This window comes from Mesorhizobium sp. USDA 4132 (assembly GCF_056279545.1).
In genome coordinates this window covers 1-26,207 of sequence record NZ_JBWCCP010000002.1, presented here as the reverse complement: position 1 = coordinate 26,207, position 26,207 = coordinate 1, and the positions used below count along the sequence as shown (strand labels likewise).

Genomic DNA, 26,207 nt, shown 5'->3' with positions numbered 1-26,207 from the left:
GTAAGACGGCATAGCCGATCGCCGCCGAAAGCCCGATGATGAATCATTCGACTGCCGAGACAGCCTTTCTTTCCCACAGCGGCGAAATGGCCCGTCTTATTGCGGCTTTCAATTGGGCAGCCACTTCGCTCGGGCCGATCGCCACCTGGCCGCAGAGCCTCAAGACCACGATTTCCCTCATGCTTCGTTCGCCGGTCCCGATCGTCACGCTGTGGAACGAGGACGGCGTGATGATTTATAACGACGCCTATTCCGATTTTGCCGGAAGGCGCCATCCCGGCATCCTCGGAGGCAAGGTGCGCGAGGGCTGGCCTGAAGTTGCGGACTTCAACGACAACGTCATGAAGGTCTGTTTCGCCGGTGGCACGCTTGCCTATTCCGACCAGGAAATGGTCCTCGACCGCTCCGGCACGCCGGCCTCCGCCTTCATGAACCTCTATTATTCTCCGGTCTATGACGAGGCCGGCAAGCCCTTCGGCGTGGTGGCGATCGTCGTCGAGAACACGGCCAAGGTTCGCGCCGAGCGGCGGCTTCAGGGGGAGGGCGAGCGTCTGCGGCTGATGTTCGATCAGGCGCCGGGCTTCATGGCCATGGTGACCGGACCGGACCATGTTTTCGAAATGGCGAACGGCGCCTATATGCGCCTCGTCGGCGGCCGGGACCTGCTTGGGCGCCCCATCCGCGAAGCCCTGCCGGAAGTGGCCGAGCAGGGTTTTTCCGACCTGCTCGATGAGGTCCGCAGAAGCGGCCGTCCCCATCTCGGCCAGGGTGTGAGCGTGAAGCTGGCGCGTCGGCCCGGTCTGCCGCCGGAAGAGCGTTTCGTGGATTTCGTCTACCAGCCGATCGTCGACGATGCCGGCCAGGCGACCGGGATATTCATCCAGGGCAGCGACGTCACCGATCAGAAGAAGGCGGAGATCGCGCTTCTCAAGGAAACCCGGCATCTGGAGGTGCTGAACCGGCTCGGTGCCGAACTTTCCGCCGAACTCGACCTCGAAAAGGTGGTGCAGATGACCACCGACGCCGGCGTCGAACTGACTGGTGCGCAGTTCGGAGCCTTCTTCTACAACGTGGTCAACGACCGCGGCGAAAGCTATATGCTCTATGCGCTGTCTGGCGTACCCCGGTCGGCATTCGAGAATTTTCCGATGCCGCGCAACACGGCCGTTTTCGCGCCGACATTCAGCGGCGAGGGCGTCATTCGCTCCGACGATATCATGGCGGATCCGCGCTACGGCCGGAACGATCCGTATTTCGGCATGCCGAAGGACCATCTGCCGGTGCGCAGCTATCTGACGGTTCCGGTGATCTCGCGCTCCGGCGAGGTGATCGGCGGCCTGTTCTTCGGACATGCCGAATCGGCTCAGTTCCGCGAGGAGCATGAGCGGCTGGTTGTGGGGGCTGCCGGCCAGGTGGCGATCGCCATCGACAATGCGCGGCTTTTCCGCGCCGCGGAACGCGACCTCGCCGAACGCCAGCGCGCCGAGGAGGCGCTGCAGGTGCTGAATGCCAGCCTCGAACAGAAGATCGCCTCCGAAATCTCCGAGCGCATGAAGATGGAAGAGGCGCTGCGCCAGAGCCAGAAGATGGAAGCGCTCGGCCAGTTGACAGGCGGTGTCGCGCACGATTTCAATAACCTGCTGCAGGTGATCTCCGGCAATCTTCAGCTTCTCGCCAAGGACGTCGCCGGCAACCAGCGGGCCGGCCGCCGGGTGGAAAATGCGCTTGCCGGCGTGCAACGCGGTTCCAAGCTTGCCAGCCAGCTGCTCGCCTTCGGCCGCCGCCAGCCGCTGGAGCCGAAGGTGGTCAATATCGGCCGGTTCCTGACCGGCATGGAAGAACTGCTGCGCCGCACGCTCGGGGAGGATATCGAGGTCGAGACGATCCGATCCGGCGGCCTCTGGAACGTGCTGGTCGACCCGACCCAGATCGAGAATGCGCTCCTCAATCTCGCGATCAATGCGCGCGACGCGATGGAAGGCGGCGGCAAGCTGACGATCGAGGCGGGCAACGCCTTCCTCGATGACAATTACGTGCGCCAGCATGCGGACGTGCCGGCCGGCCAATATGTGATGATGGCGGTGACCGACACGGGCACCGGCATGACGCCGGAGGTGATGGAACAGGTGTTCGAGCCGTTCTTCTCGACCAAGCCAATAGGCAAGGGCACGGGCCTCGGTCTTTCCATGGTCTACGGTTTCGTCAAGCAGTCCGGCGGGCACGTCAAGATCTACAGCGAAGTCGGCCAGGGCACGACCGTCAAGATCTATTTCCCGCGCATCCAGCGCAGTGAGGATCTGGTGACCGACGCCGATTTCGGCCCGGTGACCGGCGGCACGGAAACCATTCTGGTGGCGGAGGACGACGAGCAGGTGCGCGCCACCGTCATCGAGCTGCTCGGCGATCTCGGTTATGCAGTGCTGAAGGCGAAGGACGCGGCGGGTGCGCTGAGTATCATCGAAAGCGGCGTGCCGGTCGATCTTCTGTTCACCGACGTGGTGATGCCGGGGCCGCTGAAGAGCACCGAGCTTGCCAGGCACGCCCGCGAGCGGATGCCGGATATCGCCGTGCTGTTCACCTCAGGTTATACGGAAAACTCGATCGTGCATGGCGGCCGGCTCGATTCCGGCGTCGAGCTGCTGTCGAAACCCTATACCCGCGAAGCCTTGGCGCGGAAGATACGCCATGTGCTGAACGGCCAGCAGCATCGCAACCGGGTGAGGGCGTCGTTCGCGGCCAAGCCCGCCGCCCCGGTGATCGGGCAGCGACCGGTCATGCCGCGTTATTCCGTGCTGCTGGTCGAGGACGATTTCCTGATCCGCATGAGCACCGCCGATCTTCTGACCGAACTGGGCCACGAGGTTTCCGAGGCCTCGACGGCGGAGGAGGCGATCATCATGATAGAGGAGCGTAGCTTCGACGTGGTGGTCACCGATCTCGGCCTGCCGGGTCTCTCCGGCGGCGAGTTCGCGCAGCAGGCGCGCAAGTTATCTCCCGATGTCGGCATCGTGTTCGCGACCGGCAACGACCGCATTCCCGCCGAGGCGGAAGTAGAAGGAGCAGTGCTTCTGAAGAAGCCCTATGGCAGCCAGGAAATCGCAATCGCCTTCGAGAAGATCACCGCCCAGAAGGGCTGAAGGCCGGCAGCCGGCGCCAGTTGTGTCGAGCAATGTTTCCCTTGATCAGGTAAGGAATTTTCCTTACGATAGACCGAAAGGAGATTGTCATGACCAATGTGTTCAAAGAAGTCAGCACGATCACCGCCAAGGGCCAGACGACGGTTCCCAAATCCGTCCGGCAGGCGCTCGGTCTGGATTACGGAGACCGGATCGCCTTCTATGTCGACGATGAACGCGGCGTTTCGGTGCTACGGGAGGCAGCAGATGCACCTGATCCCGTGATCGATAGCTTTCTTACGTTCCTCGCCAAAGACATGGAGGCCCGGCCGGAGGCGCTTTCGACGCTGCCGCCGGCTTTGGTTGATCGCATGACTGCCCTGACCAACGGCATCAAGGTGGACCTCGACGCGCCGATCGACGGCGAAGTCGATCTCTAGCCTATGCTGGTCGTCGACGGCTGGACCATCCTGGCGCATCCGCTCTTCCTCGATCAGCTGGAAAAGCTGACGCTCGCCGTCGAGCGCTCAAGGGACAAGGATCCCGAACACTATCAGGCTACCGCCAATGCCAAGCTGCTCGCCGCCTTGTCGGAACTGGTTTTCAAGACCATTCCGGCCGATCCAACACAAGCGATCTATCGCCAGGGAGGCACTCTCGGCGAAGGCCGGAAACACTGGTTCCGGGCAAAATTCGGAGGTCAGCGTTTCCGGCTGTTCTTCCGCTACAGCAGCGAAGCGAGGATCATCATCTTCGCCTGGGTGAATGACGAAAACACGCTGCGCACCTACGGCGCAAAGACCGATGCCTATGCGGTGTTCCGGAAAATGCTGTCCGGGGGCAACCCGCCCGACGATTGGGCCGCTCTGCTGAAGGCGGCCTCTGCAGAAGATGCGAAGGCGCGTTTCACCGCGGCGGAGAAGACTGCCGAATAGCCAGCCGCCTCACCACCACGCGTAAAAATGAGATACCGGCCCGTGGCCGGTGCCGACCGTGAGGGTGTCGGCGGCGGCGATGGCGCCGGCGAGATAGGTCTTGGCGATCGCAACCGCGTCAGCCGCCGAAGCGCCCTTGGCGAGTTCGGCGGCAATTGCGCTCGAGAGCGTGCAGCCGGTGCCGTGGGTGTTGCTGGTCGCGGTGCGTCTGCCCTCGAACCAGTGGATGCCGGTGGCGTCCGCCAGCACATCCGGGCTGTCTTCGCTCTCCAGATGACCGCCCTTCACCAGGACTGCCTTGGGCCCGATCTTCAGCAGCCGCTCAGCCTGGGCCGCCATCTCTTCGCGGGTCGTGGCGACCGTCTCGCCGAGCAGCGCCGCGGCTTCGGGCAGGTTGGGGGTGACGACGGTGGCGAGCGGCATCAGCTTGTAGGTGACGGCATCCACCGCATCGAGCGCCAGCAGCGGCGAACCGCCCTTGGCGATCATCACCGGATCGAGCACGATCGGCACGGTATCGCGATAAGGGTGCAGCACGTCGGCAACCGCCTCGGCGATCTCGGCATTGGCGATCATGCCGATCTTCACCGCATCGACGCGCACGTCGAGAAAGATGGTGCGGATCTGGTTTGCGACGAAGGCGGCGGGCACCGCATGCACGCCGGTGACCCCTTGGGTATTCTGGGCGGTCAGCGCGGTCAGCGCCGCCATGCCATAGGTGCCGCGGGCCGCAAAGGTTTTCAGATCCGCCTGGATGCCGGCGCCGCCGGAAGGGTCCGAACCGGCGATCGACAGGACGTTTTTGATGCTCATGCGCGTGCCCTTTCGATTTCCGCGGCAATTCGGCGGGCGGCGGCTTCCGGATCGGGCTGGCCGCAGATGGCGGACACGACCGCGAGGCCCTTTGCGCCGGCGGCGAGTGCCGGGCCGGCATGTTGCGCCTTGACGCCGCCGATCGCGACTGCCGGAACCGGCGCCATGGTGACGATGCGCGCAAGCCCGTCGAAACCGATCGGTTGTTTATGGTCGGGCTTCGTATTGGTCGCAAACACCGGACCGATGCCGACATAATCGACGATCGACGAATCCACTCGCCGCGCCAGGTCCTCGGTCTCGACCGAAAGGCCGAGGATCATGCCATGGCCGGCACGCTGCCGCGCTATCACTGCCGCCATGTCGCTCTGGCCGACATGCAGGCCTTCGGCGCCGATCGCGATTGCTGCCTCCACGTCGTCGTTGATGATCAGGGGCACGCCGGTTCCGGAAAGTACCGCCTTCAGCGCCCGGCCGGTTTCGATCATTTTTGCCGTGTCCGCCTGCTTGTCGCGCAGCTGGACCATGGTGGTGCCGCCGGCGACGGCAAGCCTTGCCGTCTCGACCATGCCGATCTCGCGGCAGAGATCGGGATCGAGGACGAGGTAGACGGAAAGGTCGAAGGTTTTGGTCATGCTGCGACGACCCTTGCCTGGGCATCGAGCGTCTCGCCGGTCAGCGCCGCGAGGCGGTCGAGGAAGATCGGCGAGAAGAAGCCGGGACCGGAGGCGGTGAAGGCCGCTTCCTCGCCCGCGACCGCGAACATCGCGAGTGCGGCGACCGTCGCCTCGAAGGGATCGTCCGTGCTTGCCGCAAAGGCGCCGACCAGGCAGGTGAGCGAGCAGCCGAGCGCGGTCACCCGCGGCATCAGGGCGGAGCCGCCGAGGATGCGGACCGAACGCCGGCCGTCGGTGACGAAATCCACCTCGCCGGTAACAGCCACCACGCAGGCCTGCTGCCGGGCGATGGCGATGGCCGAGCTTTCGGCTGCCGCGACGCTGTCGCCGCTGTCGACGCCATGGCCGCTCGACTGGCTGCCGGCCAGCGCGATGATTTCCGAGGCGTTGCCGCGAATGACCGTGGGCCTCAGTTCCATCAGCTCGGCGAGTGCGGCGCGGCGATAGGCGGTGGCGTAATGGGCGACGGGGTCGAGCACCCATGGCTTGCCGGCGTTTGTGGCGGAGGCGGCCGCGGCCTTCATGCCGGCCAGGAAGTCCGGCGACAGGGTGCCGATATTGACCGTCAGGGCCGCAGCGATGCGGGCGAACTCGCCGGCTTCTTCCTTGGTATGCACCATGGCGGGCGAGGCGCCGGCCGCCAGCATCACATTGGCGGCGATATTCATCGCCACGAAATTGGTGATGTTCTGGACGAGCGGGTTTTTCGCTCGCATTGCCGTCAGCAGCTGGCCGGGGGTCTCTGCAAGGGTCCCAAGGGGCATTGTCGTCTGCATGTCTGCCTCGTTCGGCGGGGCAGGCGCAGGGCGCAATGTTGAACGCCCGGACGACTCCCTCCGCCAGCATGATCTGGTTCAGGTTCTAAGGGTGCTTCTCAGCCCGGTTTTGCCGGACGCCCCTGTCTTCACCATGGCTTACAGCAAAGATAATGCGCTTCGCCAGTGATTTTTTCTGATTTTGGGCCTTGCAGCTCTAGTCGCTAGAGGTTGTAGAGACGGGGCTCGATCCAATGGGAATGAGACGATGAGCACCACCACGCAGGCACGATACAAGGTTGGCGGCATGGATTGCGCCAGCTGCGCGACGAAGATCGACACCGCGGTTCGCCGCATGCCGGGCGTCGAGGACGTGTCCGTTTCGGTTGCGTCGGGCACGATGACGGTGAAGCACGACGGGTCCGGCGATCTCGGCGCGATCGAGAAGAAGGTCGTGGGGCTTGGGTATTCGCTCAGGGCGCTGGGTCAGAAGGCCGGTGAGGATGCGCGGCGGCGCGGTGTCGAGGGCTTACCCCCCTCTGCCCTGCCGGGCATCTCCCCCTCAAGGGGGGAGATCGGCCAGCCGCACGACCACCATCACGCCCACGACGGCGGGCACGATCATTCCCACCACGACCGCGGCACGACGGAAATCGAAGGCCTGCACGGCCATGATCACGGGCCGATGGATGGGCCGTGGTGGAAATCCGCCAAGGGCCGCCTGACCATCCTGGTCGGCATTGCGTTGGCGGTGGCTTACGGGATCGGCCATCTCCTCCCGGCCTATGACACCTATATCTTCACCGCCGCAATGCTGATCGGCCTCGTGCCGATCGCCCGCCGCGCCATTATGGCAGCACTCGCTGGCACGCCGTTTTCGATCGAGATGCTGATGACGATCGCCGCCGTCGGCGCCGTTGTCATCAATGCGTCGGAAGAGGCCGCCGCCGTGGTTTTCCTCTTCCTCATCGGCGAATTGCTGGAAGGGGTCGCGGCCGGCAAGGCGCGCCAAAGCATCCAGAGTCTGACGGCGCTGGTGCCGAAAAACGCGCTGCTCGAAGAAAACGGCCAGACCCGCGAAGTACCGGCCGATCGCCTTGCCGTCGGCGCGATCATCCTCGTGCGTCCCGGCGACCGCATTTCGGCGGACGGCGTCATCATCGCCGGCGAGAGCGCGATCGACGAAGCGCCGGTGACGGGCGAAAGCACGCCGGTTGCCAAGGGCATCGACGACGCGGTTTTTGCCGGCACGATCAACGGCGATGCCGCCTTGCGGATTCGCGTCACCGCGGCTGCCGAGGACAACACCATCGCCCGCGTCGTGCGGCTGGTCGAGGAGGCGCAGGAGAGCAAGGCCCCGACCGAGCGCTTCATCGACCGGTTCTCGCGGTATTACACGCCGGGCGTCGTGGTGGTTGCGGCTCTGGTCGCCATCCTGCCGCCGCTTATGGCCGGTGCGTCCTGGAGCGAGTGGGTCTACAAGGGCCTGGCGATCCTGTTGATCGGCTGCCCCTGCGCGCTGGTCATCTCGACGCCTGCCGCAATTGCCGCATCGCTCTCGTCAGGCGCCCGCCGCGGCCTGCTGATGAAGGGTGGCGCGGTGCTGGAGACGCTCGGCAAGATCACAGCCGTCGCGCTCGACAAGACCGGCACGCTGACGGCCGGCAGGCCCCAGGTGACCGATGTAATCGCCTTCGGCCGCAATGCGGAAGACGTGCTGCGCTTTGCCGCCGCGCTCGAAACGGGCTCCAGCCATCCGCTCGCCGTCGCTATCCTTGCCAAGGCTGCCGATGATGAGGTCGAGATTCCGACCGCGACGGATGCCAGGGCGCTCGGCGGCAAGGGTGTCACGGCGACGGTCGAAGGCCAGGAGGTGTTTTTCGGTTCGCCCAAGGCAGCGGCCGAGCGGGTCTCGCTGCCGATGGCGCATTCCCGCCGGATCACCGGCCTCAACGACGAGGGCAAGACCGTCTCGGTGCTGATCGTCGGCGGGGTCCTGGCCGGTGCCATCGCCATGCGCGACGAACCGCGTCCCGACGCTAGGGCCGGTCTGAAGGCGCTGACCGATGCCGGCATCAGGACCGTGATGCTGACCGGCGACAATGCCCGCACCGCGACCGCGATCGGCAAGGATCTCGGCATCGAGGTGCGTGCCGAGCTGATGCCGGAAGACAAGAGCCGCATCGTCGGCGAGCTGAAAAGCGAGGGTTACGTGGTCGGCAAGGTTGGCGACGGCATCAACGACGCCCCGGCACTCGCTGCCGCCGATGTCGGCATCGCGATGGGCGGCGGCACCGACGTGGCACTGGAAACCGCCGATGCCGCAACGCTGCACGGCCGGGTCGGCGACATCGCCGCGATGATCGCGCTGTCGAAGCGGACGATGCGCAACATCTACCAGAACATCTCGATCGCGCTCGGCCTGAAGGCGGTCTTCCTGGTGACGACCATCCTTGGCATCACCGGATTGTGGCCAGCGATCCTCGCGGACACCGGGGCGACGGTGCTGGTGACGATCAATGCGTTGCGGCTGCTGCGGGTGAGGAGCTAGGCACCAGCCCGCGGGAGATTGCGCAAGACATTGTCGTGTTGCAAGATAGGGCAGCGTAAAAGGATAGGCTGACATGCGCACCAACAAATCCATCACCCTGACACTCGGTAAACAGCAGCAAGTTCTCGATGCCATGGTGGAATCGGGGGAGTATGACTCCGCCAGCGAGGCGGTGCGCGCTGCTCTGCGCGCACTCGAGCGGGAAAGGGAAGCCCTGGACGAAATCATTCGCCTGAAGGTTCAGGAAGCCATGGACGATCCGCGCCCCAGTATTCCGGCCGCCAAAGTATTCGCGGAACTTCGCGAATTCCATGCCAGCCAGGCGAAAGCCGACAAGCGTGGTTCATAATGTCGAGTTTCGACCGGCAGCCGTCACTGACCTCCGGCGGATCTACCTGAGAATTGCCCAAGAGGCAGGGCATGAGCGCGCTGGAAACTATATCGATCGAATTGAAGCGGCCTGCATGAGCCTCTCGGCATTTCCCCACCGCGGAACGGTCCGGGGCCATATCCACCCCGGCTTACGTGTCATAGGATTTGAACGCAGTGCCGCCATAGCGTTCGTCGTCGAGAAGGACAGGGTCAATATCCTGCGTATTCTTCCGCGGGGCATGGATTTTCCCTCCGACTGGTCCACGGATGAGTGACGCGTCTTTTCAAACCGTCCGCGCCAGAACCGCAAAAGCCTCATAGGGCTTCAGCGTCAGGCTCTCGCCAAGCGCATCCACCAGTTCGTAGTTCGAAATCAGGCCTTCCCCTGATATCCTCAATTCTCCCGGCAGCTCGACGGTCAGGTCCCTGGCCGTGAAATTGGCCGCCACCACCAACCGCTCCCCGTCGAGCGTTCGCGAATAGACGAACACGTCCGGATGGCTGTCGAGCCAGCTCTGATAGGTGCCGTAGACGATCACTTCGTGGGCTTTGCGGAGTGCGATCAGCTTGCGGTAATGGTTCCAGATCGACGTCTCGTCGGTCATTTCCGCTTCCGCATTGATCGTCGGGTAATTGGGATTGACCTCGATCCAGGGTACGCCGGTCGAGAAGCCGCCATAGGGCGCGGCGCTCCATTGCATCGGGGTGCGGGCGTTGTCGCGGGCGTTTTCGTTGGCGCCCTTGATGAATTCCTCCGGCGACAGACCGGCCTCGATATGAAGGCGATGCATGTTGAGCGTCTCGATGTCGCGATACTGCTCGATCGTGGTGAACGGTACGTTGGTCATGCCGATCTCCTCTCCCTGGTAGATGAAGGGCGTGCCCTTCATCAGGTGCAGCACGGTTGCCAGCATCTTGGCCGATTCTACCGGATGACCGGTCGCATCGCCATATTTGGAGACGGCGCGTGGCAGGTCGTGATTGCCCCAGAACAGCGAGTTCCAGCCGTCGTCGGACAGCGCATATTGCCATTTGCCGAGCACCGATTTCAGCTTCACCAGGTCGAACGGTTTCGAGCGCCATTTGCCGAACACCTCGTCCCATTGCTGGGTGACGTGCTCGAACTGGAAGACCATCGACAGCTCGTGGCGGTTGCGGCCGGAATAGAGGAGAGCCGAACCGGGGGTCGCGCTCCAGGTTTCGCCGACGGTCAGGATATCGCGGCCGCCGAATGTCTTGCGGTTCATTTCCTGCAGGTAGTCGTGCAGGTGGGGACCGTCGTGGACGATCTCCTGGTCCACCTGCTTGCCGATATAGTCGATGACATCCATGCGGAAGCCGGCAATGCCGTGCTCCAGCCACCAGTTCATCATCTTGTAGATCTCGCCCCGGACCGCCGGGTTTTCCCAGTTGAGATCCGGCTGGCGGGTCGAAAACAGATGCAGGTAATATTCGCCGCTCAAAGGATCGAGCGTCCAGGCCGGCCCGCCGAAGGAGGATTTGAGGCTGTTCGGCGGCCCGCCATCCGCAGCGGGTTTGCGCCATATGTAGAAATCGCGGAACGGGTTGCCCGGGCCCTTGCGGCTCTCGACGAACCACGGATGTTCATCCGACGTGTGGTTGACGACGAGATCGAGGACGATGCCGATACCCCGGTTCCGCGCCTCCGATACCAGCCTGTCGAAATCGGCAAGTGTGCCGAATTCCGGGGCGATGTCCTGGTAATCGGAAATGTCATAGCCGTTGTCGTCCATCGGCGACTTGTAGATCGGCGACAGCCAGATCACGTCGATGCCGAGGGATTTCAGATAGTCGAGCTTGGAGGTGATGCCGGGAATATCGCCGACGCCATCGCCGTTGAGATCGCAGAAACTGCGCGGATAGACCTGATAGACGGTGGCGGTGTGCCACCATTTGCGTTCTATCGGCAGTGCCGCCTGCTTGATCGCGTCGGCAAGCTGATCCTGAAGGTCGTTCATCGATGCCCTCCCTGTCTCTTTAACCTGTTCGAACGCGAGAGCGCGGGCGGGAGTTCCTCACTCCCGGCGGCAACAACGCGTCTGATGGAACATCGTGACTCGCTGCGGGTTAGACCAGTGGGAAACCGCAGGAAAAGGAGACCCTTCATGAGCAGCAAACTTCCCCCGACGCCCTCGGAAAACTTGAGCCACAAGGGCTCCGGCGAACAGGTCCATACGTCCGACATCAAGCGCGGCAAACCCCAGGCGGCGAATGATCCCGGCAAGCAGAGCCAGCAAGGCAATACCAAGGTCAACACGACCCATCAGGGTTATCAGCAGGACCGATAGGGAGTTCATCATGTCGACATCGCAGAAGACACCCGCAAGCATCCGCCAGGGCGGGCCAGGCGCGTCCCATGAAAATGCCCCCAATGCGAAAAAGGGTGTGCCGCTGGATGTGAAGAAGCCGCCGGCCGATGACGATCTGCGTTCCACCAGCCGCGTTTCGGGCGGCGGCGGCGAACGCGACAGCCACCATACCCATGATGCGAAGAAGAAGGGTGGTCAGGCGAACACGACGCATTGATTGGTCGAACCGGATTGGACGACGAGCGCTCTCCCGGTGGCAATGCCGGGAGGACGGTGTGCTTTCAGCGTCCGGCGATCAGGCGGAGGGAACCACACCCCGGCAGGCCCAGGCGACGGAGACGAACGAGCGCGGACCATCCGGCCTGCCCGCCTCGTAGGCGGCCCTGACCGCGGCGTCGGTTTTCGCCCGAAGCGCCGGGTCGAGCGAGGCCACATATTTGCCGAGCGGTCCTTCGCCGGCGGCGATCGGCGCCCAGTAGTCGTCGAAGGATTGAAAATCCATCCGGATCATCAGCGAGACTTCAGCCACATCGACGAGGCCCTGGCGGATGAAGCTGTCCTTCATCTCGCCCGGCTGCATCATCGGCTGGAAGAAATGGTGGCTTCGCATCTGCCGGGCATTGTCGTCCAGCATCGAGACCGTGTCCCACATCATCCGCATGGCGGGCATGCCACCGAGATGATCCCAGACGGTGGCAGCCACCACGCCGCCCGGCCGCACCACGCGCCGCATTTCGGCGACGGCTCTGTCCGCTTCGGGCACGAAATGCAGGACAAGAAGCGCCATCGCCCGGTCGAAATAACCGTCCTCGAAGGGCAGCGCGCAGGCATCCGCCTGGCTGATCCTGATCCTCGGATCGGTGTTGCGGCGGATTGCCTCCTCGACGAAGACGGGCGAATAGTCGATTGCCGCGATCTCGGAAAGATTGGCTGCCTTCGGCAGTGCGAATGTCAGGCTTCCGGTGCCGCAGCCGACGTCGAGAACCTTTTCTCCGTCTTCAAGACCGGCGAAATCGATCAGCTGGGGTGCCAGCCTCTGGCTCCAGCGCCCCATGAGTTGCTCGTAACCGCCCGCGTTGCGGACATTGAAACTCGATGTCATGTCGCCCTCCAAGCTTCCGAAACCAAGGCTATTCCTGGTTTCTCCGGTTGCCAAGACCGCTGAACGGGGTACGTGAGTTAAAGGATGACGCCGCCACGCCGCGCCATTAAGACTTTGTTGACACCTGTCAACTCCCCGCCGAGGGCTCCGCCGTATCGAGCCCGGCGCAGATCATCGGAGCATCGAAGCCCGCGACGACTGAACTGACCCCCGAAGGTTGATGTCCAACTTTCGGGGGTCAGTTCATACCGGGCCGGTTCATTCCGCCGGCTTGAAACCTTCATCGGTCAGCGTCATCGAGGCGAGGTCGAGCCCCATGCCGCGTGCACCTTCGGCGGCGGCACGACCGATCGCCTTGGTCTGAGCGGCATTGCCCTTGGCCTGTTCGAGCCCGACCCCGAGCAGCAGCGCCTGCATGAACAGGGCTTCCGACATGGACTGCTTGAGGCTGTCATTGGCGTTGGCGAATTCGGGAACCGAAGCCATGGTGCGCATCACTTGCTGCTTGACGGCAGCCGTTGCCGCCTCGCTCGGATCGTCGGTCGAACCGCGCGTCGCCTGCCAGGCACCGATCCACCAGACCGTATAGGCGTCGGCCAGGTTGTCGATCCGCAACCCGTATTTGGCGAGCGGCGTCCGCATTTCCTCGATGATGTCGCGGGAGGCGACCAGCTGGGCGAGGTCGTCCGCACCCTTCGGATCTGCAGCCCGGCTCTTGGCGACGAAACCGGCGAGATTGGCCGTGCGGCGGGCTTTCGAGGGGACGTAGCGGAAACTGTCCGGCCGCACCGGCCGGGCAGTCTCTGGGGTGGCGGATGCCGGGCCCTGGTTGCTCTTGCGCTGCATCTGCCGGCGCAGCGTCTCGGCGATCGGCCCCATGTTCAGCGTCGCTTCGAAGGCGCCGGGGCTGAGCGGGCCTGAAAAATCGGCGCGTGCCGGGACGTTTCCGGCACCAAGGACGGTAAAGCCCCCCAGTAGAATTGCCAGATACCTTGCGTTTGCCCGCATCGCCGAATCCCCCGAAATACGATGGGCACTATATGCGCCGCGGTCGGATCGGCAAGTTGAATGGCAGATATCAGCCGGCGTACTTGCGTGCCCGGACGGCTTCGCCAAAAGCCTCGAACAGGGCGCGGTTGATGGGATTGATCTGCGGGTCGTATTCCGCATGCCACTGGACGCCCAGCGCAAACCCTTCCGCCTCCTTAAACCGGATCGCCTCGATCGTGCCGTCTTCCGCCACGCCTTCGACGATGATGCGGTTTCCCAGCTCGTCGATCCCCTGGCCGTGGAGGGAATTGACCCGGATCATCTCGCGGCCGAGCAGGCGCGCGAACGTGCCGTCCGGGGTCAGCCGGACGTCGTGCCGGTCGGCAAAGACGACGGTCAGGTCCGGGTGGATTTCGCCGTTTTCCAGGCGCGGCATGCGGTGGTTCATGCGGCCGGGCAGTTCGCGGATTTCCGGGTGCAGCGAGCCGCCGGCCGCGACGTTCATTTCCTGAAAACCGCGACAGATGCCGAAGACCGGTATGCCGGCGGCAACGCAGGCGCTGATCAGCGGCAGGGCGACCGCATCGCGGTTCTGGTCATAGGGTTCGTGGCGGGCGTGCGGCTCGGTGTTGAAGTGGCTCGGATGGACATTGGCGCGGCCTCCGGTCAGGAGGATGCCGTCGACGGTGTCGAGCAAGGTCGGAATGTCGGTGATATTCGGGTTGCCGGCAAACATCAGCGGCAGGGCGCCGGTAACGTCCGCGATCGCCCTGAGATTCTGCTCACCGACGAGCTGCGCGGAAAAGCGGTTTTCGACATTATGGGTATTGCCGATCACGCCGATCACCGGTCTGGACATTGCTCAAATCCATCATTCAGCCGCAGCGCTTCGATCAGCGGCCTGCCGGCAATTTCAAATTTCACTTCGAATTTTACGTGGGAAACGGATTTCACTTGCGGACTGCCCCCACCCTCGCAAGCACCTCGCTCGGGATCGCATACCGCTTGATGATGTCGCGATTGTTCCGAAGACCGCAGATTTCGCGCTGGATGAACAGCCCCCAGACGGCATCCGCCGCATCGTCGCGAAGCCTCTCGCGCAGCACTTCGCTGTCGCGCTCCGGGTTCCAGGCATTCAACGCGCCGAGCGCTTCCTCCACCTTCAGCCCCTGCCGCCCCAGCGCTGACGCGCGCTCGGACATCAGCTCGTATTCGAGGACGTTGAAGCCGGTATTGGCGAATCCTGGCTGATGGAACGACTGGGGAGGGCGGACGCTCATGGGAGATACCTGAAGTTTCCACCAATGTTAGCCGATTGCTGCGGCGCGTCAAATGAGGAATGGGGAGCGTGGTGTGGATGGTGGTGCACCGGAGGACGCCTCGCCAGGGAAGCGGACGAACACGCAGGTCTTTTCGGCGTAGTCCACGGCGAATGCCGGTTTCCCCCGCCGCAGGGCTTCGACGGGCTGGGATTGAAGACTGTTGCGACGCCCGGCGGCGATGCGTGCGGTGCCGATAATGGCGCCATGTTGGAGCTCGAGTGTTCATGAGGTCCGCAGCATTACAGGCCGAAAGCGAGTGGCGCCCACCCGTTTCATGCGCGTCGGCGCAAAGATCCGGTCGGCTGACAACAAAACGCCCCGCGGCAAGAATACCGAACAGGCGCGACCGCCTCACGCGAGGATATCGATGTCCTCCAGTTCGCTTATATTGGCGGTGATGCGCTCGAACAGCGCCACGGCGCCATGCATCTGGTCGGGGTCGATGTTGCTGAAGATCTGCTCGCGCATCCGGTCTGCAATCGAGCGGACGAGTTCCGCCTGCTCTTCGCCATGGGCCGTGAGGAACAGAAGCTTGACGCGGCGGTCGTTGGGGTCCGGCCGGCGTTCGATCAGGCCGTTCTCCTCCATGCGGTCGAGCAGGCGCACCATGGTCGCCTGTTCGAGCTCCAGCTCGCAGGCAAGCTCGCTCTGCGTCATGTTCTGCTTCTTGGCAAGGCGGAACAGGGCGCGGGCGCGCGGATAGGTCAGCCCATGCGCCGTGACCTGCTGGTTGAAGGCAGTACGGATCTTGCGGCTGACCTTGGTCAGCGCTTCGAAGAATTCGGATGCGATCGGATCAGGTTTCATCGCGAGCTTGAGGTTTACGGGCTAAAGTTTCTGGTGCGAGACGTGGCATGTCGGCTGGTGCGTTTCAAGAGATGCAATGTAAGGCGCTGGTTTCGGAGAGAGATAGTCGAAAGGCTTACTTAGGCACGGCGCGCCCTCCATCATTAACGTCGCGTTAACCATGGTTGGCTTAGAAATGTCGGTGCGCGAATGACCTGCGCGCCTAACCTCTATGGGATCAACATGTACGTTGTATCGGTGCTCGACAATGGCGACCAAAGGACATTCGTGTCCGAAAGCCTGAAAATATTAGACCGGATCGTCTACGCGACCATCTGTGGTTCTCCGAAGCAGTTCCTGCTCTCCGAGGTAGTCGATATCGTTCCGGTCGACGCAAAGCCGACCAAAGCTCCAACGACACGAAACGCCGCCTCCCTCGTCCAATAGTCCGCTCGCGGGCTGAACGATCGAAGAGAGAACGATTGCGTTTCCGCGAACCGCCCGCCCGCGCGTCCTAGCTGGACTGCCTGGCCGAGGGCTCGTTCGCGCGTCTGCTCACGTCGGCTGCAACCGATCACAAAACGGGGTCGCAGCCGCGGAGGGCTCGCCGGCATATGTCGGCGAGCTTTAACACAAGCGATGTCCGTTTTTACCTCGGCGGCCTCTTACTCCGCCGCGTCGGCCTGTTCGGCGGCGATCGGCTCTTCCTTGACCTTCTTGTTCCGGCCCGAAAGCACGTCGCCCGCCGTCTCGGACAGGCGGAAGAACGAGAAGCATGAGGATGCGGAAATGATCGCGATGATGACGAAGGACATCGCGAAGGCAAAGTTGGTGAGCGTCCCGGAGCCGCCGGAAAAATAGTGCAAAAGCATGGCCGACATTGCAACGCCGGTGCTCTGGGCGATGCGTTGCGCCATCTGCGACAGCGATGTCGCGTGGCTCATCTCCGCGTCTTCCGTTTCGGCAAACGTCAGCGTGTTCAGCGATGTGAACTGCAAGGCCCTGAAAAAGCCGCCGAGCAGGATGATGGCGACCATGACGGCCGGCGCCGTAGCGGGCGTGAAAGTGGCCAGCAGCGCCATCGACACGCTGGCGATCAGCGCATTCCACAAGAGTACGTTGCGGAAGCCGAAACGGCGCAGGATGCGTCTCGTCATGGTTCGCATGCCGAAGGCGCCGATCGTCGATACGAAGGTGATCGCGCCGGATTGCAGCGGCGTGTAGTGAAAAACCTCCTGCATCAGCAGCGGCAGCATGAAGGGCAGGGCGCCCATGCTGATCCTGAACAGCGAACCGCCGGTGACGCTCGAGCGGAATGTCGGATACCGGAAGAGTTTCAGGTCGAGGATCGCGTTCGGCGTGTTGCGCGCATGGCGGATGTAAAGGCCGAGCAGCGAAAAGCCGACCACAGCCAGGATCAGCGCGCTGGAATTCATGCCGCGGGCGAAGGAATCGAAGCCGAAGATGACCGCGCCGATGCCAGCGCCGGTGAAGACGAAGCCTGGGAAATCGAAAGAGGTGCGTTCGGCCGGCGGGATCTTGTCGATCAGCGCGAGCGTCAGGATGATTGCGACGATGCCGACCGGCAGGTTGATCCAGAAGATCCAGTGCCATGAACTGACGCCGGTGATGAAGCCGCCGAGCAGCGGTCCGATCGCCGGGCCGACTACGGCCGGCATGCTCATCAGCACCATGGCGGAAACCAGTTCCTCGCGCGGCACCGAACGCACCAGGATCAGCCGCGCCGTCGGCAGCATCAGCGCACCCCCGAAACCTTGCAGGGCGCGCGCGGCGATCAGCATGGTGAGGCTGGTCGAGGCGGCGCAGAGCAGCGAGGCGAAGGTGAACAGCGCGATCGCTGAGCAGAACACCAGTCGCGCGCCAAAACGATCGGCAAGCCAGCCGCTCAAGGGCAGGAACACGCCGAGCGACAACACATAAACGGTGATCGTCGAATGCAGCGCCAGCGGCGGTTCGCCTAGCGCGTCGGCAATCGTCGGCAGGGCCGTGGCGATCGCCGTTGAATCGATCTGCTGCATGATGAGGGCCGATGCGACGATCAGCGGCACGGTCTTGCGGGTATCCAATTTGGCAGTCTTTCGGTTCAAGCCCTTGTTCGGTAAGCCCGGTTCCTGGCGGGCCACCAAACCGCGCGGCTACCGATGGTGTTTCCGCTTGCTTCAGTCGTCGTCATGTGTTCTTCTATATGGAACGCCGGTCCATAAGCAGAATATTCCCTTGGATAAGGGGCTGTCAACGGCGCCGTTGTAGTTGCGGCGTTGACCGCGCCCGTTGTCCGGATGCAGGCCGGCTGATTGTCACGGGATCGGCAACCGAGATGAAGACGGTGGGGACATGAAGATCACGGGTGTGCAGGACGAGGACCAGCAAAAGGGCCGCCTCTCTTCGGTCTCGATGGCGATCCGCATCCTCAAGGCTTTCGAAGGCGACGACGCGGAGATCGGCGTCACCGAACTCGCTCGCCGTCTCGGCATCGCCAAGAGCACCGTGCATCGCCTGGTCGTGACTCTGATGGCCGAAGATTTCCTCGAACAGAATCGCGAGACCGGCCGCTACCGGCTGGGGCTCGAGCTTTTCAGGCTCGGTTCGCTGGTGCGCAACCGCATGGATCTTTCCACCGAAGCGCGCACGCTGCTGATGGACCTGCGCAGCGAAACGGACGAGACGGTGCTGCTAGGCGTGCCGGCCGGGCCGGAGATCATGTATATCCGCGTCCAGCCTTCCCGGCAGGCGGTGCGCATCAGCGCCGAGATCGGCATGCGCGCGCCTTATCATGCGACGGCTGCCGGCCGCGCAATTCTCGCCTTCCAGCCGGAGAGCCGCATTGCGGCCCTTGTCGGCGCGCCTCTGTCGCTCCGAACCCCGAAAACCGTCACCGATCCCGATAAGCTGCTGAAACTGCTCGGCACTATCCGTCGCCTCGGTTACGCGGTGGAAGACGAGGAGAACGAACTCGGCATGCGCGCCATCGCCGCCCCGATCCATGACGCCCAGTCGGACGTGGTCGGCGCCATCGCGATCGCCGGTCCCGTTCAGCGCCTGTCGCTGAAAAACCTGAACGGTTTTGCCGAACCGCTGCTCGTCGCGGCACGGGCAATTTCCGCCCGCCTCGGACATCGCGGTTCGCTCGGTGCCGGCGATTTCTGACGAGCGGCAGCCGTGACGATTTAATGTTCCAGAAGGGTTGCCGCGGATTGGACGCGCTCTAGGTAAATCATTGAACCGCTCGGTTCGATCTCATCGGCGCACGTCGTTTCGGCGCGTCACCGACCTTTTCTCTCCGGGGAGGTCCTCTATGGAAACCCACTGTCTTAAGCGCCCCACGCGGCGCCAATTCCTTTCTTCCGTTGCTTTTACCATTCTCGCCGGCGGTGCCGCGCCGGTCATGGCGCGCAGCATTTCCGGCAGCCTTCCCTGGGAGGCGCGCTCCGCCGATCCGCCGGTACAGGTCAAGCCCGGCGGCTGGCTGTTCTTCACGCTCGAAGAGGCGCAGACCATGGAAGCGGTCGCCGACCGGCTGGTGCCGGCGGACGATCTGTCGCTCGGCGGCAAGGATGCCGGCTGCGTTCTCTATCTCGACCGCCAGCTGGTGGGATCCTACGGCACGTCGAGCCGGCTCTATACCAAGGGCCCGTTCATGCCCGGCCTGCCGACGCAAGGGTACCAGGCGTCCGACACGCCGGCCCAGCGCTACCGCTCCGGCATTGCCGCGCTGAACGCGTTCACCCGCGAAACCAAGGGCGGCAAGCGCTTCGCCGAACTTGCGCCCGCCGACCAGGACGCGGTCCTCAAGGATCTCGAAGCCGGAAAGATCACCCTGCCGAACAAGGTGGATGCCAAGTCCTTCTTCAACCTGATGCTCGCCAACGTGATGGAAGGCTTCTTCGCCGACCCGATCTATGGCGGCAACAAGGACATGGCCTCGTGGAAGATGCTGGGCTTTCCCGGCGCGCGATACGACTACCGCGACCACGTTTCCAAACACAACCAACCCTATCCCCTGCCTCCGGTTTCGATCGCAGGCTCGACGGAATGGATGACCAGGTAGGGACTGAAAAATATGACCACTATTCTACCTCGCAAGGACGCCGTGATTGTCGGCCTTGGATGGACAGGCGCGATCCTCGCTCATGAACTGACGGAGAACGGGCTCGACGTCGTGGCGATCGAACGCGGTCCGTGGCGCGATACGGCCACCGATTTCAACATCGGTTATGCCCAGGACGAACTTCGCTACGGCATCCGCCGCGATCTCTTCCTGCAGCCGGTCGTCGAAGCGATGACGATGCGCAACAACACCTCGCAGACGGCGCTGCCGATGCGCGATTACGGCTCCTTCCTGCCCGGCAACGGGGTGGGCGGCGCCGGCGTTCACTGGAACGGCCATACCTGGCGGTTCTGGGACAGCGACTTCCAGATCGCCGACCACCTGAGGGACCGCTACGGCGCAGCACGGATCCAGGACCTGCAATTGCAGAACTGGGGCGTGACCGGTGCCGAGATGGAAAAATCCTTCGACCGCTTCGAATATCTCGCCGGCATTTCCGGCAAGGCGGGCAATATCAACGGCCAGATCCAGGAGGGTGGCAATCCGTTCGAGGATCCACGCTCGCGCGATTATCCGCTGCCGCCGATGCAGATGACTTATGCGCCGACGCTGTTTGCCGAGGTGACCAAGTCGCTGAACCTCCACCCGTTCCCGACGCCGGCGGCGAACCTCTCCAAGGACTATATCAACCCACTCGGCATCGCCATGGGCCAATGCACCATGTGCGGTTTCTGCGAACGGTTCGGCTGCGCCAACTATTCGAAATCCTCGGCCCAGACGACCATCCTGCCGGTGCTGATGAAAAAGAAGAATTTCGAGGTCCGCACGGAGTCGGAAGTCCTGCATGTGGATCTCGACGCCTCGAAGAAACACGCCCGCGGCGTCACTTATGTGAACACCTCGGGCGAGGAGTTCTTCCAGCCGGCCGATATCGTGCTGCTCTGCGCCTATGGACTCCACAATGTCCGATTGATGATGCTCTCCGGCATCGGCGAGATCTACGATCCGAATACCGGCGAAGGGACCGTCGGGCGGAACTACTGCTACCAGACCAATGCCGGCGCGCAGGTGTTCTTCGACGACAAGAACTTCAATCCGTTCATCGCCGCCGGGGCGCTGGGCCAGACGGTGGACGACTTTAACGGTGATGCCTTCGACCACGGGCCGCTCGATTTCGTCGGCGGCGCGGGCATCAACTGCATTCCCTCGAACGGCCGGCCGATCCAGACCCGCCCGACCCCGCCCGGCACGCCGCGCTGGGGCAGCGACTGGAAGAAGGCGACCGTCAAATCCTACAAGTCGACGCTCGGCTTTTCCTCCCAAGGCTCGAGCTATCCGACCCGCGGCAACTATCTCGATCTCGATCCGACCTATACGGATCGGTTCGGGCGGCCGCTGCTGCGCTTCACGTTCGATTTCCCCGATAACGACATCCGCATGTCGAACTGGGTCTCGGACCGGATGGAGGAGATCGCCAAGGCCTTCGGCGGCAAGCAATACACCAATACCCGCCGCAAGAAGGGCTGGGATTCGGTGCCCTACCAGAGCACCCACAATACCGGCGGGGCGATCATGGGCACGGACCCCAAGACCAGCGCCGTCAACAAGTACCTGCAGAGCTGGGACGTCGCCAACGTCTTCGTCATCGGCGCTTCCGCCTTCGCCCACAATGCCGGCAAGAACCCGACCGGCACCGTCGGGGCGCTCGCATTCCACGCGGCGGATGCCATCCGCCAGCAATATCTCCGCAACCCCGGCCAACCTCTGGTGTCGGCATGAGCAGGATCGTCTTTTCCCTCACCCTTGCCGCAACGGCCTTCTCGGCAGGCCTGGCGCTCGCCCAGGCTCCCGACCAGGCGGACGAGATCATCCGCGGTCGTTACCAGGCGATCCTCGGCGATTGCTCCGCCTGTCACACCGCGCCGGGAGCAAAACCGCTCTCCGGCGGGCTGCCGCTCGAAACGCCCTTCGGCCAGATCATTCCGCCGAACATCACGCCCGACAAGGCGACCGGCATCGGCAACTGGACGGAGGCGGATTTCCGTAGCGCCCTGAAAAAGGGTATCGGCCATGACGGCAAGCGGCTCTACCCCGCCATGCCCTATCCGGCCTATACCAGGATGACCGACAGGGATATCGGCAACCTCTGGTCCTATCTCCGGACCGTCGATCCGGTCTTCAACCCGGTCGAATCCAACCAGTTGCCGTTCCCGTTCAACATCCGGCTGTCGATGATGGGCTGGAACATGCTGAACTTCACGCCGGGCGAATTCCAGCCCGATCCGTCGAAATCGGCCGAATGGAACCGCGGCGCCTATATCGTCCAGGGGCCGGGCCATTGCGGCACCTGCCATTCGCCGAAAACCGCGCTCGGCGCCGACAAGACCGCGCGAGGCGTTGCAGGGTGGTTCGCTGCAGGGATGGTATGCACCCAACATCACCGGCAGCAGCTATATCGGCATTGGCAGCTGGAGCGAGGATCAGATCGTCCGGTACCTGAAGACCGGCACCAACGGGCATACGATCGCGTCCGGCCCGATGGCGGAAGCGATCCAGGCCTCGACCTCGCTGATGACCGACGAGGACGTGCACGCGATCGCCACTTACCTGAAGAGCACCGAAGGCGGCCCGACGCAGAAACCGCAGCCGATCCCGGCGAGCGATGCGCGCATGAAGGTGGGGGCGGCGATCTATCACGACACCTGTTCCGCCTGCCATGGCGGCGACGGCAAGGGGGCGAGCCAGCTCTTCCCGGCACTCGCCGGCAGCTCGATCGTCCAGCAGCCGAGCGCGGAGACGCTGACGCGCCTCGTGTTGCAGGGCAGCCAGGCGGTGCATACGCCCGCGGCGAAAACGACACCCGCCATGCCGTCGCTGGGCTGGAAGCTGTCGGATGAGCAGGTCGCGGCGGTGCTCACCTATGTCCGCAACAGCTGGGGCAATGCAGCACCTTCGGTCGGGGCTTCGGATATCGGGGCGCAGCGGTAGAGAAGCCGAGGGACGTCGCACGGAGGCAAACTCAGCTGCCGAAGCGACACCCCCCTCTGCCCTGCCGGGCATCTCCCCCTCAAGGGGGGAGATCGGCCAGATGAGTGCTCATCGCTTCACGCCGAACGGATTTGGGCATTTGTCGGTATAATTTGTGGCAAGACGTCGGCTCCATCCAATCTCCCCACCCGTGGGGGAGATGTCCGGCAGGACAGAGGGGGCGTTCTGGCTGGACGCTTGATCACGTCCAACCGCACATCTTCATTTCCCGCCTTCACGCACCCTCATCCTCCCGCTACAACTCCATTTTTCCGTTCCACAATTTTGGATTTCCCCATGGCCGATAGCGTTACCGATCGTTTCCTCCGTTATGTCGTCATCGACACCCAGTCCGACGCCAAGTCGCCCTCCCAGCCGTCGACGATGAAGCAGAAGGATCTCGGCCGGCTGCTGGTCGAGGAAATGCTGGCGATCGGCGTTACCGATGCGCATCTCGACGAGCACGGCTATATCTACGGGACGATCCCGGCGACGACGTCGAAGAACAACGTGCCGGTGATCTGTTTTTGCGCCCACATGGACACCGCGCCCGATTTTTCCGGCACCGACGTCAAACCGCAGATCGTGAAAAACTATCAGGGCGGCGATATCCAGCTCGTCGGCGACAAAAGCCAGGTGATCCGGGTGTCCGAACATCCGGTGCTGAACGACCAGATCGGCAACGACATCATCACCTCCGACGGCACTACGCTGCTCGGCGCCGACGACAAGGCCGGCATTGCCGAGATCATGTCGGCGGCCGAATTTTTCATCAACAACCCGGACGTCAGGCACGGCGCGATCCGCATCCTCTTCACCACCGACGAGGAGATCGGCCGCGGCGTCGACAAGGTGGACCTCGCAAAGCTCGGCGCCGATTTCGGCTATACGCTGGACGGCGAGACGGCCGGCACGATCGAGGACGAGACGTTTTCGGCCGATGCGGTGGAGATCGCCATCAAGGGCGTCGCCATGCATCCGGGCTTCGCCTTCGGCAAGATGGAAAACGCCATCAAGATCGCCGGCGGTATCGTCGCCAGATTGCCGAAGGACATGACGCCTGAAACCACCAAGGGCCGCGACGGCTTCATCCACCCGACCGGCATGTCCGGCGTGATGGAAAAGGCGAACCTCTCCTTCATCATCCGCGATTTCACCGAAAGTGGCCTGAAGACCAAGGAGACCGTGCTCGAGGAGATCACCAGGCAGGTGATCGCCGACTATCCGGGCTCGACCTACACCTTCACCGTCAAGGAACAGTACCGCAACATGAAGGTGGTGCTCGACCAGCATCCGGGCATCGTCGATTACGCGGTCGAGGCGATCAGCCGGGCCGGCATGATCCCGGTGCGCGGCAGTATCCGCGGCGGCACGGACGGTTCGCGCCTCTCCTTCATGGGCCTGCCCTGCGCCAACCTCTTCGCCGGCGGCCACGCTTTCCACTCCCCGCTGGAATTCGTCAGCAGCCAGGACATGGAACTGGCCGTGAAGACGGTGGTGGAGCTTGCGAAACTCTGGGAGGAGCGGGCCTGAGGGATCGCTAAAACCCGGCACGGCACTATTGTCCTCGACGGATGGAAGACCATTTTCCGCCAGACTGGTGTAATCAAGTCGGCGTGGAATTCCCATGGATCGCCCCTCGAAAACATCGCAAGCGCGACCCCGGCGGCCCCATGCCGCGCTCGCGACACTTTGCCTTGCCGTGATCACGGCGCAATTGGATACATCCGTCGTCAATCTCGCCCTGGATCCGATCGGCAAAGATCTGGATGCCACGGTGTCTCAACTGCAATGGGTGGTCGACGCCTATAATCTCGTCTACGCGGTGCTGCTGCTGACCGGCGGGCTGCTGGCCGATCTCGCCGGCCGCCGCAGGATCCTGATCTCCGGCGCCGTGGTATTCGGCATCGCCAGCATCGGATGCGCGGTCGCTCCCACGGCCCCGCTATTGATCGCCGCACGTGCATTGACGGGCGTTGGCGCGGCCCTCTTGCTTCCCGCCTCACTTTCGATCATTCGGGTGATCTATCCAGACCAGCAGGCCAGGCAGCGGGCGCTCGGCATCTGGGCCGGGTGCAACGGACTGGCGCTCGCCATCGGGCCAACGCTCGGCGGGCTGCTGATCCATGCCTTCGGTTGGCGTTCCGTCTTTTACGTCGTCGTACCGTTTTCGCTTGTCGGCGCCGTCAGTGCGCGCGCGACGATTGAGGAAAGCGCCGATCCGGCAGGTCGATCTTTCGACATCAGCGGCCAGGTGCTGGCGATCCTGTCGTTGGCGACGGTGACACTCGCCGCGATCGAATCACCACATTCCACCATGTCTCTCACGGCCGCCTTCGGGGTTACGGGTTTCGTGTTGTTTGGCCTGTTTCTCGCGGTCGAGCATAGGCAAGGGCAGGCGGCGCTCGTGCCGCTGACGATGTTCCGTTCGAGATCCTTTACCGGCGCCATGGCTGGCACGGCGGCCATGACTTTCGGCATGTACGGGACGCTGTTTCTGTTTCCACTCGCGACGCAATCGCTCGGTCGGCTCGATGCTACTTCGACCGGACTGGCGCTGCTGCCCATGGCGCTGAGCTTCGTGCTGGTTTCGCCCTTTTCGGACGCCGTGGTGCAGCGTTTCGGACAGCGTGTCACGATTGCCCTCGGATTGGGAACGATCGGAGTCGGCAACGGCATCCTGAGCGTTGCCTTCATGCTCGACCTCTTCATGATGAGTGAAATCGGGTTGCTGCTGACCGGGATCGGCATGGGACTTGCGACCGGGCCGCTGACCGCGGTCGCCGTGTCGGCGGTCGGGAGCAATCGCGGCGGAACGGCGGGTGCCCTCATCAACGTTGCGCGCATGGTGGGTGCGACGATCGGCGTTGCGGCCCTCGGGGCGATCTTTGCGGCGGTGGCCGGCGCGGAAAACGGCTTTTTCGCCGCGATGATCGTTGGCGCCGTTGTGCAGGTGATGGGCGCGACCGTGGCACTATTGGCGATCGGCCGATGAACGACGTGCCGGGATCGCCAGTCTTGAACGCGCCGCATTTTCCGCCTAGAGAGCCGCCATCTGCAGCACCAACAGGACGGTGACCCATGGACCTCAGCCGAAACGCAACGCCGCTTTGCCTTGCCATTCGGGGAACCGTCCATGCCTTCCATTACGCTTGCCAATCTTTCGTGGTCCACGCCTGACGGCCGGCCGCTTTTTTCCAATCTGAACCTCAGCTTCGGGCCCGAACGCGCTGGCCTTGTCGGGCGCAACGGCGTCGGCAAGACGACGCTCTTGAAGCTGATCACTGGCGAACTATCGCCCGCATCCGGCACGGTCTCCGTCTCCGGCAGCCTCGGCGTGTTGCGCCAGAGCGTGCAGGTCG

The 26,207-nt window shown here is 63.3% G+C and carries 26 protein-coding genes, 1 pseudogene and 1 riboswitch; of the genes and pseudogenes, 17 read left to right on the top strand and 10 right to left on the bottom strand.

All coding sequences use genetic code 11. The features are described 5' to 3' along the window. Nucleotides 1-560 precede the first annotated feature (560 nt). The 3 genes from ACZ9IU_RS22870 (at nucleotide 561) to ACZ9IU_RS22860 (ending at nucleotide 4,051) form a co-directional block, all read left to right on the top strand. Nucleotides 561-3,137 (top strand): response regulator, encoded by a 2,577-nt coding sequence (locus ACZ9IU_RS22870; protein ID WP_367396531.1) that lies wholly within the window; start codon nucleotides 561-563, stop codon nucleotides 3,135-3,137. Between the two features lie 89 nt (nucleotides 3,138-3,226). Beyond that, nucleotides 3,227-3,556 carry a type II toxin-antitoxin system PrlF family antitoxin gene (locus tag ACZ9IU_RS22865; RefSeq protein ID WP_040124013.1) on the top strand — a complete coding sequence of 110 codons (330 nt, stop codon included), beginning with the start codon at nucleotides 3,227-3,229 and terminating at the stop codon, nucleotides 3,554-3,556. Between the two features lie 3 nt (nucleotides 3,557-3,559). After that, on the top strand, nucleotides 3,560-4,051 hold the full coding sequence (locus tag ACZ9IU_RS22860) for a type II toxin-antitoxin system YhaV family toxin (protein ID WP_040124014.1): 492 nt from the start codon (nucleotides 3,560-3,562) through the stop codon (nucleotides 4,049-4,051). A 9-nt stretch (nucleotides 4,052-4,060) separates the two neighbouring features. Here ACZ9IU_RS22860 and thiD read toward each other — a convergent pair whose 3' ends face one another. The 3 genes from thiD to thiM are packed head-to-tail and all read right to left on the bottom strand — an operon-like array spanning nucleotide 4,061 to nucleotide 6,317. Continuing rightward, the gene (gene thiD / locus ACZ9IU_RS22855) at nucleotides 4,061-4,864 is read right to left on the bottom strand and encodes a bifunctional hydroxymethylpyrimidine kinase/phosphomethylpyrimidine kinase (protein WP_040124015.1); all 804 of its coding nucleotides are present in this window, start codon (nucleotides 4,862-4,864) and stop codon (nucleotides 4,061-4,063) included. Beyond that, nucleotides 4,861-5,499 carry a thiamine phosphate synthase gene (gene thiE, locus ACZ9IU_RS22850; RefSeq protein WP_040124018.1) on the bottom strand — a complete coding sequence of 213 codons (639 nt, stop codon included), beginning with the start codon at nucleotides 5,497-5,499 and terminating at the stop codon, nucleotides 4,861-4,863. The genes thiD and thiE overlap by 4 nt, the downstream gene beginning before the upstream one ends. After that, nucleotides 5,496-6,317 (bottom strand): hydroxyethylthiazole kinase, encoded by an 822-nt coding sequence (gene thiM, locus ACZ9IU_RS22845; RefSeq protein ID WP_051900278.1) that lies wholly within the window; start codon nucleotides 6,315-6,317, stop codon nucleotides 5,496-5,498. The genes thiE and thiM overlap by 4 nt, the downstream gene beginning before the upstream one ends. Nucleotides 6,318-6,355: 38 nt before the next feature. Then, nucleotides 6,356-6,451, bottom strand: a riboswitch (TPP riboswitch). A gap of 113 nt (nucleotides 6,452-6,564) precedes the next feature. Here thiM and ACZ9IU_RS22840 point away from each other — a divergent pair. The 3 genes from ACZ9IU_RS22840 (at nucleotide 6,565) to ACZ9IU_RS22830 (ending at nucleotide 9,494) form a co-directional block, all read left to right on the top strand. Continuing rightward, nucleotides 6,565-8,847 (top strand): heavy metal translocating P-type ATPase, encoded by a 2,283-nt coding sequence (locus ACZ9IU_RS22840; RefSeq protein WP_040124019.1) that lies wholly within the window; start codon nucleotides 6,565-6,567, stop codon nucleotides 8,845-8,847. 73 nt (nucleotides 8,848-8,920) lie between these two features. Next, entirely contained in the window at nucleotides 8,921-9,196 is a 276-nt protein-coding gene (locus tag ACZ9IU_RS22835; protein WP_040124021.1) for a ribbon-helix-helix domain-containing protein, read from the top strand. Then, nucleotides 9,159-9,494 carry a type II toxin-antitoxin system RelE/ParE family toxin gene (locus ACZ9IU_RS22830; protein WP_051900282.1) on the top strand — a complete coding sequence of 112 codons (336 nt, stop codon included), beginning with the start codon at nucleotides 9,159-9,161 and terminating at the stop codon, nucleotides 9,492-9,494. Before ACZ9IU_RS22835 ends, ACZ9IU_RS22830 begins: the two co-directional genes overlap by 38 nt. 9 nt (nucleotides 9,495-9,503) lie before the next feature. Here ACZ9IU_RS22830 and ACZ9IU_RS22825 read toward each other — a convergent pair whose 3' ends face one another. Then, nucleotides 9,504-11,198 carry a glycoside hydrolase family 13 protein gene (locus ACZ9IU_RS22825; protein ID WP_051900283.1) on the bottom strand — a complete coding sequence of 565 codons (1,695 nt, stop codon included), beginning with the start codon at nucleotides 11,196-11,198 and terminating at the stop codon, nucleotides 9,504-9,506. Between the two features lie 147 nt (nucleotides 11,199-11,345). Here ACZ9IU_RS22825 and ACZ9IU_RS22820 point away from each other — a divergent pair, with 147 nt between their 5' ends. Together ACZ9IU_RS22820 and ACZ9IU_RS22815 are read left to right on the top strand one after the other, a co-directional pair. Beyond that, a complete protein-coding gene (locus ACZ9IU_RS22820) occupies nucleotides 11,346-11,528 on the top strand; it encodes a hypothetical protein (protein ID WP_040124024.1) in 183 nt (60 codons plus the stop codon). A 10-nt stretch (nucleotides 11,529-11,538) separates the two neighbouring features. Next, the gene (locus ACZ9IU_RS22815) at nucleotides 11,539-11,766 is read left to right on the top strand and encodes a hypothetical protein (RefSeq protein ID WP_040124026.1); all 228 of its coding nucleotides are present in this window, start codon (nucleotides 11,539-11,541) and stop codon (nucleotides 11,764-11,766) included. 78 nt (nucleotides 11,767-11,844) lie between these two features. Here the strand turns inward: ACZ9IU_RS22815 and ACZ9IU_RS22810 are convergent, their stop codons facing one another. From ACZ9IU_RS22810 to ACZ9IU_RS22790, 5 genes are all read right to left on the bottom strand, one after another. Then, nucleotides 11,845-12,651 carry a class I SAM-dependent methyltransferase gene (locus tag ACZ9IU_RS22810; RefSeq protein ID WP_040125674.1) on the bottom strand — a complete coding sequence of 269 codons (807 nt, stop codon included), beginning with the start codon at nucleotides 12,649-12,651 and terminating at the stop codon, nucleotides 11,845-11,847. A gap of 258 nt (nucleotides 12,652-12,909) precedes the next feature. Beyond that, entirely contained in the window at nucleotides 12,910-13,659 is a 750-nt protein-coding gene (locus ACZ9IU_RS22805; protein WP_040124028.1) for a DUF6683 family protein, read from the bottom strand. 70 nt (nucleotides 13,660-13,729) lie between these two features. Beyond that, the gene (locus tag ACZ9IU_RS22800) at nucleotides 13,730-14,500 is read right to left on the bottom strand and encodes a gamma-glutamyl-gamma-aminobutyrate hydrolase family protein (protein ID WP_040124029.1); all 771 of its coding nucleotides are present in this window, start codon (nucleotides 14,498-14,500) and stop codon (nucleotides 13,730-13,732) included. Between the two features lie 91 nt (nucleotides 14,501-14,591). After that, the gene (locus ACZ9IU_RS22795; protein ID WP_040124031.1) at nucleotides 14,592-14,921 is read right to left on the bottom strand and encodes a DUF6665 family protein; all 330 of its coding nucleotides are present in this window, start codon (nucleotides 14,919-14,921) and stop codon (nucleotides 14,592-14,594) included. Nucleotides 14,922-15,314: 393 nt separating this feature from the next. Beyond that, nucleotides 15,315-15,770, bottom strand: coding sequence for a MarR family winged helix-turn-helix transcriptional regulator (locus ACZ9IU_RS22790; protein WP_040124033.1), 456 nt, complete (start codon nucleotides 15,768-15,770; stop codon nucleotides 15,315-15,317). Nucleotides 15,771-15,992: 222 nt separating this feature from the next. Here ACZ9IU_RS22790 and ACZ9IU_RS22785 point away from each other — a divergent pair, with 222 nt between their 5' ends. Then, nucleotides 15,993-16,196 (top strand): hypothetical protein, encoded by a 204-nt coding sequence (locus ACZ9IU_RS22785; RefSeq protein ID WP_157885278.1) that lies wholly within the window; start codon nucleotides 15,993-15,995, stop codon nucleotides 16,194-16,196. Between the two features lie 218 nt (nucleotides 16,197-16,414). Here the strand turns inward: ACZ9IU_RS22785 and ACZ9IU_RS22780 are convergent, their stop codons facing one another. Next, nucleotides 16,415-17,857 (bottom strand): DHA2 family efflux MFS transporter permease subunit, encoded by a 1,443-nt coding sequence (locus ACZ9IU_RS22780; protein ID WP_157885279.1) that lies wholly within the window; start codon nucleotides 17,855-17,857, stop codon nucleotides 16,415-16,417. Between the two features lie 247 nt (nucleotides 17,858-18,104). On the opposite strand from ACZ9IU_RS22780, the gene ACZ9IU_RS22775 reads away from it, so the two are divergent. The 8 genes and pseudogenes from ACZ9IU_RS22775 to ACZ9IU_RS22740 form a co-directional block, all read left to right on the top strand. Beyond that, nucleotides 18,105-18,917, top strand: coding sequence for an IclR family transcriptional regulator (locus ACZ9IU_RS22775; RefSeq protein WP_040124038.1), 813 nt, complete (start codon nucleotides 18,105-18,107; stop codon nucleotides 18,915-18,917). Nucleotides 18,918-19,065: 148 nt separating this feature from the next. Then, nucleotides 19,066-19,818 (top strand): gluconate 2-dehydrogenase subunit 3 family protein, encoded by a 753-nt coding sequence (locus ACZ9IU_RS22770; protein WP_040124039.1) that lies wholly within the window; start codon nucleotides 19,066-19,068, stop codon nucleotides 19,816-19,818. Nucleotides 19,819-19,830: 12 nt separating this feature from the next. Then, nucleotides 19,831-21,597, top strand: coding sequence for a GMC family oxidoreductase (locus tag ACZ9IU_RS22765; RefSeq protein ID WP_040124040.1), 1,767 nt, complete (start codon nucleotides 19,831-19,833; stop codon nucleotides 21,595-21,597). Beyond that, a pseudogene (locus ACZ9IU_RS22760) lies at nucleotides 21,594-21,926 on the top strand (cytochrome c); the annotation flags it as partial. The gene ACZ9IU_RS22765 and the pseudogene ACZ9IU_RS22760, both read left to right, overlap by 4 nt. Nucleotides 21,927-22,356: 430 nt before the next feature. Next, nucleotides 22,357-22,806 carry a c-type cytochrome gene (locus ACZ9IU_RS22755; protein ID WP_498957844.1) on the top strand — a complete coding sequence of 150 codons (450 nt, stop codon included), beginning with the start codon at nucleotides 22,357-22,359 and terminating at the stop codon, nucleotides 22,804-22,806. Nucleotides 22,807-23,142: 336 nt separating this feature from the next. After that, nucleotides 23,143-24,378 (top strand): peptidase T, encoded by a 1,236-nt coding sequence (gene pepT, locus ACZ9IU_RS22750; protein WP_040124043.1) that lies wholly within the window; start codon nucleotides 23,143-23,145, stop codon nucleotides 24,376-24,378. Nucleotides 24,379-24,472: 94 nt separating this feature from the next. Further along, nucleotides 24,473-25,840 carry an MFS transporter gene (locus ACZ9IU_RS22745; RefSeq protein WP_040124045.1) on the top strand — a complete coding sequence of 456 codons (1,368 nt, stop codon included), beginning with the start codon at nucleotides 24,473-24,475 and terminating at the stop codon, nucleotides 25,838-25,840. A 141-nt stretch (nucleotides 25,841-25,981) separates the two neighbouring features. Further along, nucleotides 25,982-26,207 (top strand): ATP-binding cassette domain-containing protein (locus tag ACZ9IU_RS22740; protein WP_498957802.1); only part of this gene is annotated, 226 nt, incomplete at its 3' end.

Coding starts and splice junctions, on each gene's coding strand:
- thiD (WP_040124015.1), bottom strand. CDS start 4,864: ATGAGCATCAAAAACGTCCTGTCGATCGCCGGTTCGGACCCTTCCGGC.
- ACZ9IU_RS22765 (WP_040124040.1), top strand. CDS start 19,831: ATGACCACTATTCTACCTCGCAAGGACGCCGTGATTGTCGGCCTTGGA.
- ACZ9IU_RS22820 (WP_040124024.1), top strand. CDS start 11,346: ATGAGCAGCAAACTTCCCCCGACGCCCTCGGAAAACTTGAGCCACAAG.
- ACZ9IU_RS22785 (WP_157885278.1), top strand. CDS start 15,993: ATGTACGTTGTATCGGTGCTCGACAATGGCGACCAAAGGACATTCGTG.
- ACZ9IU_RS22745 (WP_040124045.1), top strand. CDS start 24,473: ATGGATCGCCCCTCGAAAACATCGCAAGCGCGACCCCGGCGGCCCCAT.
- pepT (WP_040124043.1), top strand. CDS start 23,143: ATGGCCGATAGCGTTACCGATCGTTTCCTCCGTTATGTCGTCATCGAC.
- ACZ9IU_RS22840 (WP_040124019.1), top strand. CDS start 6,565: ATGAGCACCACCACGCAGGCACGATACAAGGTTGGCGGCATGGATTGC.
- ACZ9IU_RS22790 (WP_040124033.1), bottom strand. CDS start 15,770: ATGAAACCTGATCCGATCGCATCCGAATTCTTCGAAGCGCTGACCAAG.
- ACZ9IU_RS22865 (WP_040124013.1), top strand. CDS start 3,227: ATGACCAATGTGTTCAAAGAAGTCAGCACGATCACCGCCAAGGGCCAG.
- ACZ9IU_RS22800 (WP_040124029.1), bottom strand. CDS start 14,500: ATGTCCAGACCGGTGATCGGCGTGATCGGCAATACCCATAATGTCGAA.
- ACZ9IU_RS22860 (WP_040124014.1), top strand. CDS start 3,560: ATGCTGGTCGTCGACGGCTGGACCATCCTGGCGCATCCGCTCTTCCTC.
- ACZ9IU_RS22835 (WP_040124021.1), top strand. CDS start 8,921: ATGCGCACCAACAAATCCATCACCCTGACACTCGGTAAACAGCAGCAA.
- ACZ9IU_RS22770 (WP_040124039.1), top strand. CDS start 19,066: ATGGAAACCCACTGTCTTAAGCGCCCCACGCGGCGCCAATTCCTTTCT.
- thiM (WP_051900278.1), bottom strand. CDS start 6,317: ATGCAGACGACAATGCCCCTTGGGACCCTTGCAGAGACCCCCGGCCAG.
- ACZ9IU_RS22825 (WP_051900283.1), bottom strand. CDS start 11,198: ATGAACGACCTTCAGGATCAGCTTGCCGACGCGATCAAGCAGGCGGCA.
- ACZ9IU_RS22815 (WP_040124026.1), top strand. CDS start 11,539: ATGTCGACATCGCAGAAGACACCCGCAAGCATCCGCCAGGGCGGGCCA.
- ACZ9IU_RS22810 (WP_040125674.1), bottom strand. CDS start 12,651: ATGACATCGAGTTTCAATGTCCGCAACGCGGGCGGTTACGAGCAACTC.
- ACZ9IU_RS22755 (WP_498957844.1), top strand. CDS start 22,357: ATGGCGGAAGCGATCCAGGCCTCGACCTCGCTGATGACCGACGAGGAC.
- ACZ9IU_RS22870 (WP_367396531.1), top strand. CDS start 561: ATGTTCGATCAGGCGCCGGGCTTCATGGCCATGGTGACCGGACCGGAC.
- ACZ9IU_RS22775 (WP_040124038.1), top strand. CDS start 18,105: ATGAAGATCACGGGTGTGCAGGACGAGGACCAGCAAAAGGGCCGCCTC.
- thiE (WP_040124018.1), bottom strand. CDS start 5,499: ATGACCAAAACCTTCGACCTTTCCGTCTACCTCGTCCTCGATCCCGAT.
- ACZ9IU_RS22795 (WP_040124031.1), bottom strand. CDS start 14,921: ATGAGCGTCCGCCCTCCCCAGTCGTTCCATCAGCCAGGATTCGCCAAT.
- ACZ9IU_RS22805 (WP_040124028.1), bottom strand. CDS start 13,659: ATGCGGGCAAACGCAAGGTATCTGGCAATTCTACTGGGGGGCTTTACC.
- ACZ9IU_RS22830 (WP_051900282.1), top strand. CDS start 9,159: ATGCCAGCCAGGCGAAAGCCGACAAGCGTGGTTCATAATGTCGAGTTT.